The organism is Microbacterium endophyticum, assembly GCF_011047135.1.
Lineage (GTDB): Bacteria > Actinomycetota > Actinomycetes > Actinomycetales > Microbacteriaceae > Microbacterium > Microbacterium endophyticum.
Genome location: NZ_CP049255.1, coordinates 1925122 through 1938246, shown reverse-complemented (window position 1 = coordinate 1938246; position 13125 = coordinate 1925122). Strand labels below are relative to the sequence as shown.

General features: G+C 62.6%; 13 protein-coding genes. 9 read left to right on the top strand and 4 right to left on the bottom strand.

The genetic code is table 11. The annotated features are described in order from the left end of the window. Positions 1-26 precede the first annotated feature (26 nt). Positions 27-443 carry a VOC family protein gene (locus G6N83_RS09035; RefSeq protein WP_165141350.1) on the top strand — a complete coding sequence of 139 codons (417 nt, stop codon included), beginning with the start codon at positions 27-29 and terminating at the stop codon, positions 441-443. 1 nt (position 444) lies between these two features. Here G6N83_RS09035 and G6N83_RS09030 read toward each other — a convergent pair whose 3' ends face one another. Next, the gene (locus G6N83_RS09030; RefSeq protein WP_165141348.1) at positions 445-1278 is read right to left on the bottom strand and encodes an aldo/keto reductase; all 834 of its coding nucleotides are present in this window, start codon (positions 1276-1278) and stop codon (positions 445-447) included. A gap of 53 nt (positions 1279-1331) precedes the next feature. Here G6N83_RS09030 and G6N83_RS09025 point away from each other — a divergent pair, with 53 nt between their 5' ends. From G6N83_RS09025 to G6N83_RS09015, 3 genes are read left to right on the top strand one after another with little or no spacing between them, the layout of a single operon-like run. Continuing rightward, positions 1332-2114, top strand: a complete 783-nt coding sequence (locus G6N83_RS09025; protein ID WP_375782610.1) for an ABC transporter ATP-binding protein — start codon at positions 1332-1334, stop codon at positions 2112-2114. Further along, positions 2096-3694, top strand: coding sequence for a hypothetical protein (locus tag G6N83_RS09020; RefSeq protein WP_165141344.1), 1599 nt, complete (start codon positions 2096-2098; stop codon positions 3692-3694). The genes G6N83_RS09025 and G6N83_RS09020 overlap by 19 nt, the downstream gene beginning before the upstream one ends. A 27-nt stretch (positions 3695-3721) precedes the next feature. Further along, positions 3722-4357, top strand: a complete 636-nt coding sequence (locus G6N83_RS09015) for an NADPH-dependent F420 reductase (protein WP_165143342.1) — start codon at positions 3722-3724, stop codon at positions 4355-4357. A 3-nt stretch (positions 4358-4360) separates the two neighbouring features. Here the strand turns inward: G6N83_RS09015 and G6N83_RS09010 are convergent, their stop codons facing one another. After that, entirely contained in the window at positions 4361-5191 is an 831-nt protein-coding gene (locus tag G6N83_RS09010; RefSeq protein ID WP_165141342.1) for a Cof-type HAD-IIB family hydrolase, read from the bottom strand. A gap of 226 nt (positions 5192-5417) precedes the next feature. On the opposite strand from G6N83_RS09010, the gene G6N83_RS09005 reads away from it, so the two are divergent. From G6N83_RS09005 to G6N83_RS08985, 5 genes are all read left to right on the top strand, one after another. Continuing rightward, positions 5418-6740, top strand: a complete 1323-nt coding sequence (locus G6N83_RS09005) for a sensor histidine kinase (protein ID WP_165141340.1) — start codon at positions 5418-5420, stop codon at positions 6738-6740. Next, a complete protein-coding gene (locus tag G6N83_RS09000; RefSeq protein ID WP_165141338.1) occupies positions 6728-7405 on the top strand; it encodes a response regulator transcription factor in 678 nt (225 codons plus the stop codon). Before G6N83_RS09005 ends, G6N83_RS09000 begins: the two co-directional genes overlap by 13 nt. Beyond that, positions 7402-8211 carry a DUF4097 family beta strand repeat-containing protein gene (locus G6N83_RS08995; protein ID WP_165141336.1) on the top strand — a complete coding sequence of 270 codons (810 nt, stop codon included), beginning with the start codon at positions 7402-7404 and terminating at the stop codon, positions 8209-8211. Before G6N83_RS09000 ends, G6N83_RS08995 begins: the two co-directional genes overlap by 4 nt. A gap of 229 nt (positions 8212-8440) precedes the next feature. Continuing rightward, positions 8441-10270: an AMP-dependent synthetase/ligase gene (locus G6N83_RS08990; RefSeq protein ID WP_165141334.1), complete on the top strand. Its 1830-nt coding sequence runs from the start codon at positions 8441-8443 to the stop codon at positions 10268-10270. A gap of 18 nt (positions 10271-10288) precedes the next feature. Further along, positions 10289-11164 (top strand): DUF1295 domain-containing protein, encoded by an 876-nt coding sequence (locus G6N83_RS08985; protein ID WP_165141332.1) that lies wholly within the window; start codon positions 10289-10291, stop codon positions 11162-11164. A 170-nt stretch (positions 11165-11334) separates the two neighbouring features. On the opposite strand, the gene G6N83_RS08980 is transcribed toward G6N83_RS08985, so the two are convergent. Both G6N83_RS08980 and G6N83_RS08975 read right to left on the bottom strand, forming a co-directional pair. Further along, complete coding sequence (locus G6N83_RS08980) at positions 11335-12561, bottom strand: Dyp-type peroxidase (RefSeq protein ID WP_165141330.1); 1227 nt, start codon at positions 12559-12561, stop codon at positions 11335-11337. Continuing rightward, positions 12561-13118, bottom strand: a complete 558-nt coding sequence (locus G6N83_RS08975) for a copper chaperone PCu(A)C (protein WP_165141328.1) — start codon at positions 13116-13118, stop codon at positions 12561-12563. The genes G6N83_RS08980 and G6N83_RS08975 overlap by 1 nt, the downstream gene beginning before the upstream one ends. Positions 13119-13125: the final 7 nt, after the last annotated feature.

Sequence of the window (13125 nt, the reverse complement as noted above, 5' to 3'; positions counted from 1 at the left end):
CTCACTGTGAAAGGGCGGGACCGCCGATGCTCCTCAATCCCTACATCAACTTTCGCGATCAAGCGCGTGAAGCGATGGAGTTCTACCGCACTGTCTTCGGTGGTGAACTCACGGTCACGACTTTCTCCGATTTCAATTTTGCGCAAACTCCCGAAGACGAAGACCTCGTCATGCATGCACAGCTGACCACCGATGACGGTTTCACGCTCATGGCTTCCGACACACCGAGCCACGTGGCCGGTGCGACGCCGGCTGGCTTCGCTGTTTCAGTCAGCGGAGACGACGAATCAAAGCTCGAAAATATCTGGAACGGCCTGAGTACCGAGGGCACCGTCAACGAGCCGTTCGAGACTCCCCCGTGGGGCGGCAGGTTCGGAATGCTCACCGATAAATTCGGAATCGAGTGGATGATCAGCGCGAACGTGACGTCGGATGGCTCGTGACTCACATCTCTTCGTGAGAGTCAGGGTCGCCTCCCCACATGCGCCCGCGCTCAAGACCTGAAATCGCGTCAACTTCATCACCGGTGAGACTGAATCCGAAAATGTCGGCGTTTTCTCTCTGGCGCGACGGCGTCGCCGACTTCGGAATAGGTGTCGAACCGAGCTGCACGTGCCAGCGCAACACGACCTGCGTCGGCGTCACATCGTGCGCTTTGGCGGCATCGACGATGGGCTGCTCGCCCAAAAGCTCCGCGCGCGTGGCGAGCGGGCTCCAGCTCTCGGTGCGGATGCGGTGCGCACGGTGATACTCCCGCAGCTGCGCTTGTGGAAAGTAGGGGTGAAGCTCCACCTGGTTGATGGCGGGAACGACTCCGGTCTCGTCGTTTAGCCTGTCGAGCATTGCGGGTGTGAAGTTCGACACTCCGATGCTCCGCACCCAACCGCGAGCTCGCGCTTCGATGAGGGCACGCCAGGTGTCGACGTATTTGTCGACGCTCGGGTTGGGCCAGTGAATGAGATGAAGATCGATCACGTCGATACCCAAGCGCTCGCGGGACCCATCGATGCTTGTGAGAGCGCTATCGAAGCCGTGATCGCGCCCGGGAATCTTTGTCGTAACGATGAGCTCTGAGCGATCGACCGGGCTTCGTCGCACAGCCTCGCCCACAACGCGCTCGTTCTTGTAGTTCACGGCGGTGTCGAGAAGCCGGTATCCGGCCTCCGTCGCCGCGACAACGGCATCCACTCCGGCATCCCCTGTGAGTTTGTACGTACCGAACCCAATCTCCGGAAATGCAAAACCATCGTTCAAGGTGATCGTAGGAATCGTAGGCATGCCACCATCTCATCACTTTTGAGTCGTCGTGATCCACGCCTACCGATAGCGTGGTGCGCGTGACAGAATCCTCCCCGGCAACGACTGCCGCCCTCGACCTCCGTGGCCTTTTCAAAAGCTTTGGCGACAAAGTCGCCGTCGCCGGAATCGACCTCACCGTTCCGGTGGGATCTTTCTACGGACTCGTCGGACCGAACGGTGCCGGCAAGACCACAACGCTATCGATGGCGACAGGTCTCCTGCGTCCCGATTCGGGTTCTGCGACGATCCACGGCGTCGATGTCTGGGGAGACCCCGTGGCGGCCAAAGCGATGGTGGGGAACCTGGCCGATGGTGTTCGGTTGTTCGACCGATTGACCGGCGAGCAACTCATCACGTACACGGGGATGATGTTCGGGCTGGATCGCGCGGACATCGCCACACGCACCGCAGATCTCCTGCAGATGATGGATCTGACTGCGGCAGCCGGTACGCCGGTCGTCGACTACTCCGCGGGTATGACGAAAAAAGTGGCCCTCGCCTGCGCGCTCATCCATGCCCCCAGGCTCTTGGTACTCGATGAGCCCTTCGAATCGGTCGACCCCGTTTCGGCAGCCAACATCGAAGACGTACTGCGCAGCTACGCGCAAACCGGCGGCACCGTCATCGTCTCCAGCCACTCGATGGACCTCGTCCAGCGCATGTGTGACCACGTCGCTGTCATCGCGAACGGCACTGTTCTTGCGGCAGGCACCGTTGGCGACGTGCGCGGGGCCGGCTCACTGCAGGACCGGTTCATTGAGCTCGTCGGCGGCCGCCACCACTCTGAAGGGCCGTCATGGTTGCGACAGTCCTGAGGCTCAGATACCGCATTCTCGGCAATACCCTTGCGTCGAGTCCCTGGCAGCTCATCGGCTTCATCGTCGGCTCGCTATGGGCACTATTCATTCTGCTGGGCGTGACGGCGGGGCTCATCGCACTCAGCTTCACAAGCCTGGATGCCGCGCGCTCAGTGATCACAGCGGGCGGTGCGGCACTGACGCTCGGGTGGATTCTGGGCCCGATTTTCGTTTCCGGTCTCGACACTACTGTCGACGCCGGCCGCCTCGCGCCGTTCCCGATCAGCACACGACAGCTCATGGTCGCTCTCACCGCGGCCGGGTTTGCGGGTGTTCCCGGAATCGCGACGACTCTCGGCGCTCTCGCAACTTTCGCCGCATGGTGGCGGTTCCCCGTCGCCCTTCTCGCAGCGATCGTGTGTGTTCCACTGGGCGTTCTGATCTGCGTCGTGGCGTCTCGCACAATGGGTGCGTTGGCCGCCGGCTCCGGCGGCAGTCGCCGGACGAAGGAGCTCATCAGCATCGGCGCGTTTTTACTTCTCGCTCTCGCGGGCCCGATTCTGGTCGGCATCCTCAATCTCGTCGATGCGGCGACAGCGGCGTCTTCCGGCGGCTTTTCGCTCATCGGGACCGTCATTTCTGGAATTTCGTGGACACCGATCGGTGCCGCATGGGCAGTACCCGGCGACCTGGCCGCCGGTGCGCTTTTGCCCGCACTCGTGAAGTTCGCCATCGCGCTCGCAAGCGTGGGCCTGCTCTGGTGGCTTTGGCAGCGAAGCCTTGCAGCATCGCTCGTATCGCCGGCGCGCTCAGCGACGAAGAAGCTCGCGATCGGATCGCTGGGATGGTTCGGGCGCTTTCCCACGGGCGGCACCGGCGCAACACTGGCGCGCAGCATCACGTCATGGACCCGCGACCCGCGCTATCTCAGACAGCTTCTTGTCGTGCCGCTGATACCAGCGCTGTTGCTCTTCTACTCATACGGCGACCTATCGAGCCCGTTCCTGACGTTTTCGGCCGTGCTCGTGGCGTACCTCCTCGGATCGATCCCCTACACAGACGTCTCTTACGACGGCACAGCGTTTGCCGCCGTGCTGGCAGCGGGCGTCCGCGGGCGCGACGATCGAGCCGGCCGGATGCTGGGGGCAGCGTTCGTCGGAGTGCCGGCGATCATCGTGATCGCCGTCGCCACGATTGCGCTCAGCGGCAACTGGGCTCTGCTGCCGGCAATACTCGGCGCCAGCCTCGGCGCGCTACTCACGGGGTACGGCATGTGCGCGGTCAGTTCCGCGATCCTTGTCGTTCCGGTTGCAGCTCCCGGAGACAATCCGTTCAAGAGAGTTCCGGGACAAACCTTTTTGCAGGGCCTCGCCTACGTGGGGTTTTGGGCAGCATCCGGGGTTTTGTCGCTTCCTGCTTTTGCCCTCGCGGTCGCAGCTGGCATTACGGGCAACGAAATGTTCGGTTGGGCGGCGCTCGGTGTCGGTGTCGTACTCGGCAGCGCTCTTTTTGGGATTGGCGTCGTCGTGGGCGGGCACGTCTTCGACCGTAATGCTCCGAAGCTCCTCGAGCGGTTGCACACCTTCAAGGGAATGTAGTCGCGCGATATGTCGTTGTCGGCACGTATGACAACAGTAGGAATTATCGGAGCAGGCAACATCGGCGGCACTCTCGCTCAGGGACTCGTTGACCGCGGCTACGACGTCGTGATTGCGAACTCTCGCGGCCCCGAGACGCTCAGCGATCTCGTCGCGAAGCTGGGCTCGCACGCTCGTGCCGCAACCGCACAAGAAGCAGCAGAAGCGGCGGAGTGGGCCATCGTGACGGTGCCCCTCAAAGCTCTCGAAGATGTACCGGTCGACGCTCTCGCGGGAAAGATCGTCGTCGACACGAACAACTACTACTGGGAGCGTGACGGTCGCATCGCCGAGCTCGAAGAGGGTCGGACGACCACCGCGGAGATGGTTCAGCGGCACCTTGCGCAGTCAACGGTAGTGAAGGGGTTCAATCACATCGCCGCAGACACCATCCTTACCGATGGGACTCCCGCTGGCACTCCGGGGCGCCGAGCTCTCGTCGCCTCGAGTAACGATGCTGACGCCGCAGCTTTCATGACTGAGTTGTACGACCAGTTCGGGTTTGACACCGTCGACGTCAGCCCGCTCTCCGAGAGCTGGCGCGTCGAGCGCGACCGTCCGGCATACGGCGTCCCGCAGAACGCCGAAGAGCTGAAGGCGAACCTGGCCCGCGCAGAACGCTAAGCGTTACGGAACGAGCAGCTCGAGAACCGCGATCACACCGTGGTCGCGGTTCGACGGCGCCCGGTAGCGCGCGCGTTCGGCGATGAGCGGGTGCGCATTGGCCATCGCGAATGAGTGGTCAGCGGCATCCATCATTTCGAGGTCATTGAGGTAATCGCCGAACACCACGGTCTGCGCCGGAGTCACGCCGAGCACATCTTGCAGGCGGCGGAGCGCATTGCCCTTATTGACTCCGGCGTTCATGACATCCACCCAGTGCTCGCCAGAAACAACGACCTGGTGCGTCGCACGAAGGTGTTCAAGAGCCGGTGCTGTGGTCTCTTCGGCGTGGCCGAAGTCGAAGACCGCGATCTTCAAGACGTCGTCGTGAACGTCAATGACGTCTGGCACGACTTCGAGCCGCGCGTAATACTTTGACGCCTCAGACCGGAACGCTTCGTCGTCGCGTTCGATGTAGGCCGACTCCTTACCGCAGACCACCACGCCGATGTCGTGCGGAGAATCGCGGAGGTGTCGCACGAGATCGTCGACGAAGGCGCGATCCATCGGTGCGCTGCTCACTTCATCTTCACCCCGAAGCACGAATGTGCCGTTCTCGGCGATGAAGACCATGCCGTCGCTGTGGCCTTCGAACTCGCGGCGAAGCGTGGCGTATTGCCGGCCGCTCGCCGGAGCGAAGGCGATACCGCGATCGGCAAGGCGCTTGAGCATCGGCCAGAGGCCGGGCGGAACGACACCGTTTTCGTCGAGCAGTGTGCCGTCCATATCGACGGCAACGAGCCGAATGTCGGGGGTACGGGCAGCGAGCGCTTCAGCATCAGCGAGATAAGTCATCCCTTCTATTCTCTCGCCCTTCTCTCCTCTCACTGCCCCTCTCGCCGAAACGCTGCCATTCGGGTTGACACGCCGGGTGCGCCTCCCTGTACACGCAGTGTCGGGCCGGCGCAGCAGCGTTTCAGAGAATGACGGATGCTGGGGGCGACAGGTTTCGGGATAACCCGAAGTGGGGTTTCGGGATGCCTCGGCTGACTGCCCGAGCGCGCGCCCCTAGCGTGGAGTCATGACCACAGAAACCCTCGCGGCGCCGCCACCGTCCGTTGTGCCCGCCCCCTCAGCACGACAGCTGAACACTCCTGCCCGCGTGCTCGGAGCTATCGCTCAGCTGGCAGCTCTCGGCATCCTGGGTTCTGTCGTCTTCGGGGCTCTGGCCACACTCCTCGCACTCGGGTTGGGCCTGCTGCCGGTGCTCGGAATCGGGTTGCTATTCCTCCTCGGATTCATCTACGCACTCTTCGCCCTCGGCTGGCTCGAAACCGCACGGGTCAGCGGACTTTACTCACTCGGCATCCCCCCACTCTCTCGTCGGCGCCGCCAGAAGCCCGGTTTCAGCGGCTTCCTCCGCATGGTGTGGCAGCAGTTCATCGACGTGTCGATGTGGCGAGCGGTAGCAAGCTTTGCAATTTCAGCAATCCTCGGCTTCGTCGTCTTGGCACTCCTCAGCAGCGTCGGACACTCGATTGCTCTCGCATTCGCTCCGCTCTACCGCGGTGCCGGCACGAGCTCAGAACTCTGGGGCAGCACTCTCGCGATCTCAACCGAGTGGGCACCGCTGGTCGGCATCGTGATGGCGCTCGCGGCGCTTGCCGGCGTTGTCGGCATCGCAGTGTTGCACGGCGTGATCGCGCGAGCTGTCGTGGTGCCCTCGCTCGAAGCGCACTTCGCTGAGCAAGCGCGAACCTCGAGCGAGCAGCGAGCGGGCGCCATCCGCGCGTCAGAAGTCGAGCGCACGCGCATCGAGCGCGACCTGCACGACGGCGTTCAGCCGCGGCTCGTTTCGATCGGCATGACTCTTGGCATGGCACAGCAAAAAATCGACGACGATCCCGAAGCCGCAAAAGCGCTCGTGAGCGAGGCCCATACCTCAACCAAGGCCGCGATAACCGACCTTCGGCAGCTGGCCCGAGGCATCCATGCGTCTGTTCTTGACGACCGCGGCCTCGACGCTGCTCTCTCGGCCCTGGCGGGGCGATCACATATTCCCGTGCACCTTGATGTGCGCCTCGACGGGCGCTGCAGCAAAAATGCCGAGGCCGCCGTGTACTTCGTCGTGGCCGAAACTCTCACCAATGCTGCAAAGCATTCCCGCGCAAGCGAAGCCCGGGTGGTCGTTCGACTGCGTGACACTGACGATATCGACGGTGCAGCGGGTCAAATGCTGTGGGCACGCGTCGAAGACAACGGAATAGGTGGTGCGCGCGTAGTGCCGGGAGGCGGCCTCGATGGAATCACCAACCGTGTGCTTGCCGCTGGCGGTACAGCCCGACTTGAGAGTCCGATCGGCGGACCAACGTCACTGGAGGTGAACGTGCCATGCGCATCTTGATCTGTGAAGACTCGGTACTCCTCCGCGAGGGCCTGGTGCGCCTCCTCGAAGATGCGGGTCACGACGTGGTGGCGGCTCTCGCCGATGCCACGGAACTTGACGATGCGGTCGCGGAGTCGGCGCCCGATCTCTGCATTCTTGATGTGCGCCTTCCTCCGACGTTTACCGATGAGGGCATTGGCGCCGCGGTCAGGCTCCGCACAGCACAGCCCTCGCTTCCGGTGCTGGTGTTGTCGCAGTACGTCGAAGAGCGATACGCGAGCGAACTCATCACGGGCTCGGCTGGAGCAATCGGATATCTCCTCAAGGACCGTGTCGCTGACGTCACAGAGTTTCTCGATTCGGTCGCGCGTATCGGGGCCGGTGCGACAGTGCTCGACCCCGAGGTCGTCGCGCAACTGCTGTCGCGGCGCACGCGAGACGACAGGATGCAGCGCCTCACCGACCGCGAACGCTCGGTGCTCGCCCTCATCGCAGAAGGCCGCTCTAACCAGGCGATCGCTGCGGCGCTTTTCGTCTCGGAGGCGAGCGTTGAGAAGTACATCACCGCGATTTTTCAGAAGCTCGGCCTCGAGCCAGACGAGTCCGGAAATCGGCGCGTGCTCGCAGCACTCGCGCATCTTGAACACGGCAATGATTCACCCCAGACAGGAACTGTGAAATGAGTACCCCCACCACCACGTCAACGACCGGCAAAGCGATCGCTATCGTGACGATCGTCTTCGGTGCACTGGTTGTCGTTGCAACGGTTGTCAGCGCCGGGTTCTCGACAATCTTCGCCCCGGCTGCGGCATCGAATGCGACCTCGTCGCAGTCCATAGCCGTCTCGGGAGTAACCGAGCTTGTCGCCGAGGCATCCGCGACAGAGCTCACCATCCGCTTCGCCGATGTGCGCGAAGCAACCCTCGACACCGAGGGTTCGGGTGCGGCGGGCTGGACGTTCAAGCGAGACGGTAGCTCACTGAAAGTTGAGTCACCTTCGCGCAGCGGAGTGTCGCTCTGGTTCTCCAGCGGAATCGGGAGCGCCACGCTCACACTGCCGGAAGATATTTCGGGGCTCGATTCGACCCTCACACTGAACGCGGGAAGCCTGGACGCCGACGGTGACTTCGGAGACCTCGATCTGACAATGAACGCCGGGGCACTAACCGTGGCGGGTTCGGCGGAGACCGTGACAGCGGTTGTCAACGCCGGGAGCGCTGAGGTGAATGTGGCTGCGGCATCCGCTATTGATCTTTCGGTCAACGCTGGCGAGTTCGATGCTGAATTCAGTGGTTCGGCTCCCGAAGACGTCACGCTTGCTGTGAGCGCGGGAAGCCTCACGGTCGGCCTCCCCGATGACTCCTATGCCGTCAGCACTGACGTGTCGTTGGGTTCGCTCACCAACGAGCTCACGACAAGCCCGACGTCACGCCACCAGGTGTCGGTGAGTCTTGAAGCTGGGAGCATCACCCTTCGCCCCGCTCGCTGAGGGCTGTTTAAGACCCACTCGCCGAAACGCTGCTTCTCGACTCGACACGCCGGGCTCTTCTACTAGAGCCCGGCGTGTTCGTGCTGAGAGCAGCGTTTCGGCGTCTGAGCACTCGTGGGGAGGGGAGGGGCGCGAGGGCCATCCGTTGTGCGCGGCGCTCCGAAGCACCAGAGAGCAAGACCGGATGCCGTGACGTACACACACGGCAAGAGCACAAGAAAGCAGCTACATGCAGGAGTCCTCCACACAGCTTCGCGTTTACCTCGACTCGTATCGCAACGTGACCGACTTATTAGTGCGGCGGGCATCCGATGCACCCGAGCACGCCGCATTTGACGTACCGGCTGAGAAGCCAGGCACGTGGCAGCAGGTGACCACGGAGCAGTTTCTCGATGACGTGAAGGTCCTCGCCAAAGGACTCATCGCGGCAGACATCGCCGCCGGAGACACCGTCGCGATCATGGCGCCATCGCGGTACGAGTGGGCAGTTGCCGACCTGGCGATCTGGTTTGCTGGCGGCGTTGTGGTGCCGATCTACGACACATCTTCACCGGTGCAGGTCTCGGCCATCGTCGCCGACGCCCACGTGCGGCTTGCAGTGGCTGGTTCGGCGACTCAAGCTGAGACTCTGCGCTCCGCCTTCGACGAAACGGGCGCCGGCGCGCTCGGCGTCTGGGTGATGGATGCCGCCGCTACAGGCGGTGAAACTTACACTCTCGCGAAGCTCACGGCCCGCGGTAACCGCGTCAGCGACGCCGATCTTGAGCACCGCCGACAGTCTGCCAGCCTCGATGACACCGCGACGATCGTCTACACATCCGGCACGACCGGCGAGCCGAAGGGCGCGATTCTCACGCACCGAAACTTTCTCGGGCAGGTGCTGAACATTGCCGCGGCCTACCGCGAAGTCGTGCACCCGGGTGGAAATACGATCATCTTTCTTCCCCTCGCTCACGTCTTGGCTCGGGGTCTGCAGCTGATCTGTCTGGCGAGCGGTATGCGCATCGCGCACATTTCAGATCCGAAAGCTGTCATCACTAACTTGCCGGTGCTGCGCCCCACTTTCTTGGTGGTCGTGCCGCGGGTTCTGCAAAAGATTCGCGCCGCCGCGTCAGCGAAAGCTGCAGGTGCGGGCCTCTCACGGATGTGGGATGCGGCATCCGCTACGGCCGTCGAGTGGGGGAACCACAGCGAGGACCGAACGGCCGCTCGCGCGTCGATCGGTCTGCGGGTGAAGCGCGCGTGCTACGACGCTCTGTTCTTTCGTCGACTTCGTGCCGTCATGGGCGGTCGCGTCAACTACGTACTCTCGGGTGGTGCGGCGCTTGAAGCCGACCTCTCGCTGTTCTTCCGAGGTATCGGGGTCCCGGTTATCGAGGGCTACGGCCTCACCGAAACTACAGCGCCACTTACCGGCAACCTGCCCGGAAATATTCGCTCCGGCACAGTGGGGCTGCCGCTGCCCGGTTCGACAATTCGCATCAGTGCTGAGGGCGAGATTCTTGCGCGCGGGGTCGGCGTTTTTAACGGATACCGCAACCCTCGGCACAACGAAGGTGCTTTCGTCGACGGATTCTTCCGCACCGGAGACCTCGGCTCTCTCGATGCGGACGGCCGCCTCGTTCTCTGCGGCAGGGTCAAGGACGTCATCGTCACTTCCGGCGGAAAGACGATCGTGCCGATGCCGTGGGAAACCACCGTCGAAAAGAGTCCTCTCGTGTCCCACGCGGTGATGGTTGGCGAAGGCAGATCTTTCCTTTCGGCTCTCATCCTCCTCGACCCAGACGAAACGAAAGCGTGGGCACTCGCCGAAGGCATAACCATCGAAGAACCGACCGGCCCGGATCTGACCAGAGTCGTCGATTCACGTTTGCGCTCGCACGTTCAGCGCGTCGTCAACGCCGCCAACGTGCGCGTCGCTCACAGCGAGCAAGTACGCCGATTCACCCTGCTCTCAACAGATCTCGGCGACAGTTCGCTCATCACCCCCACTCTCAAAATCAAGCGCCAAGTCATCCTCGAGCGCGGCTCCGCCGTCGTCGATGACCTCTACCGCTAAGCCAAGGAATCCTCATACATGGATAAGCAAAAGCGCGCTTCACTCATTGCTGTCATCGTGGCCGTTCTCATCGGAGCGCTCACCGCCCTCGCTGGAAGCCAGGGCGGTGAGCTCGTAGCCGGTGTCCCGTTGTTTGCGCTTGCTGTAGCTGCCGCGTTCCTGATTCAAGTTCTCGTGTACGTGCCGTCGGCTGCGCTCAAAACGGAGCGGTTCTTCGATCTCACCGGAAGCCTCACGTTCATCATCGTCTCGCTCAGCATCCTGCTGCTGTCGCCGAGCGTAGATGCACGCAGTGTCGTGCTCGCCGTGATGGTGATCGTTTGGGCGATTCGCCTCGGAAGCTTCCTGTTCGTTCGCATTCACAAGTCTGGCTCCGACGACCGCTTCGACGAATTGAAGACCTCCAAAATCCGGTTCCTGCGGGTGTGGGTGCTGCAGGGACTCTGGGTAAGTCTCACTGCAGCAGCCGCGTGGATTGCGATGAGCAGCGCGAGCGACCCTGTGCCGGTCGGTTGGATCGAAGTCATAGGTATCGGCATGTGGGTTCTCGGGCTCGGCATTGAGATCGCCGCCGACTGGCAGAAGGCAGCGTTCAAAGCCGACAGCGAAAACGAGGGCTCCTTCATCAGGTCGGGTCTGTGGTCTCGCTCGCGGCATCCGAACTACTTCGGAGAAATCGTGCTCTGGATAGGCGTCGCTATCGTTGCTGCTCCCGCTCTCGTCGGTTGGCAGTGGGTCGCGTTGATCTCGCCACTGTTCGTCGTACTTCTCCTCACAAAAGTGAGTGGTGTGCCGCTCCTCGAAGCCAAAGCCGACAACCGGTGGGGCGGGCAGCGGGGCTACGAGAACTACAAGAGCCGTACCCCTGTGCTGATCCCGCGGCTTCGGCCGTAGCCGGCATCCCGGTTCTTCTTCTGTTCTTCTTTTTTTCTCGCCGAAACGCTGCTCTTTCGTGCGACACACCGAGCCTCGCTGAGGCCACTCGGCGTGTCGAGCGTGATGAGCAGCGTTTCGGCAAGAGAAAACCGCAGAACTAGGAACAGAAAGAGAACCGGATGCCTCGGCTAGGCGAGCAGGGTCTCTCCGATGTAGCCGCCTTCGGCGCAGCCGGGCGGAATGGCGAAGACCGCTGAGCCGATCGGCGTTGTCCACTCGTTGAGCAGGTCGAGGTCCGACAGTCGCTGCTGAACCGGCACGAACTGGCGGTCGACGTCTGCTTGGAACGACACGAAAACGAGCCCCGAGTTCGACACTGTCGCATCGTCAGGGCGTTCGTCGTAGTTGTATCCGCGGCGAAAGATGCGCTCGGCAGTGTTATCGCTACGTGCCCGCCGCATGTGCGAGAACTCCGGAATCACGGGGAATCCGATCGATGTCTTCGCGTCGAAGTCGGGCTCGTCATGCTCGGTGCTTCCGGTGAGCGGTGCGCCATTCGACATGTATCTGCCGACCGACTGTTCGCGACCGGTGCGATCGAGTTTGTCCCACTTATCGAGGTTCATGTGCGTGCGACGGATGACGGCGCTCGTGCCTCCCGCAAGCCACCCGTCTTGACTCCACACGACGCGATCGAACTCCGGTGTACCGGGGCTCGGGTTGGCCGTGCCGTCGACCTGGCCGAACAGGTTTCGCATCGTCGTGCCGGGTGCGACCGACCCGTATGCGCGGCGAAACCCACGCTGGGTCCAGCGCACAGTGGCGAAACTTCGCGTATCTTTCAGCAGCATGCGCGTCGCGTGCGCGACGGTGAGCGCGTCATCCGATGCGATCTGCAGCAACAGATCCCCGTCGCCGTACTCGGGCTTTAGCTGGTCGATACTGAAGGCCGGCAGCGGCTTCAACCACGCGGGCGCCGTGCCCTGTGCGCGAGAAACGAACTTTGGCCCGAACCCGAACGTCACTGTGAGGCGCGCGGGCGCAACAGCGAGTTCAGGCTCTGAGTCTGCGAGCGCCGATTCTCCCGCGGTCAACCGCGCCGCATCATCGGTGAGCACGCGCATCATTCTGCGGAGCGCATCCCGGTCGGTAGTCGCGAGCAGGTCGAGCCCGATAAACGCCGCGTGCGACTGGGCATCGGTGTCAATGCCGGCCTGGTGCGCGGAATAGAACGGCACGACCTCTTCGCCATTGAGCGGAACGGATGCCGTGGCATCCGTTGGCTGCGGAGAGTTCAGCGCGTAATCGACGCCAATGGCTGCGGCAGCGCCAACGCCGGCGACAGCACCTCCGAGGAGGAACTGCCGCCGGGTTGCGCCGTCGCGACGCTTGGCGCCCTTGTCGGGCGCTGCCATTAGTTGCCCATGTCCATGTCGGAGTCGGTGCCCATGTCCATGCCATCGTCTTCGTAGTTCTCGTTGGCGCCGGAGTAGTCCTTCACGGGAGCCGTGAATTCGTAGGTCGAGTCATCCGAGAACGTCACCGTGAAGCTCACATCGTCGCCCGCGACGAGGGGTTCGGTGAGATCCATGAGCATGAAGTGGTTTCCACCCGGTTCGAGCGTGAGCGTGCCGCCGGCGGGGATGACGAATCCACCCTCTTTTTCTTGCATCACCATGTCGCCAGAGTCGTTCTCGACGGTTTCGTGGAGCTGCAAGCTCGTGGCGGCGTCGGAGCTAATCGAGACGATGGTCGCGTCTGCGGTGCCTGCGTTGGTGAGTTCGCCGAATGCTGCCGACATGCCTGAGTCAGCGGCTTTGACCCATGCGTCCGAAATGGTGACGGTACCTCCGGCTGGGAGGGGTGAATCAGACGGCGACGAATCGGTAGTAGACGCGCAACCGGTGAGTGCGACGGCTGCGGCCGCGAGGAGGATTCCGAGGCGGGTTGCGGTAGTGGTGCGAGTGATCACAGAAGTG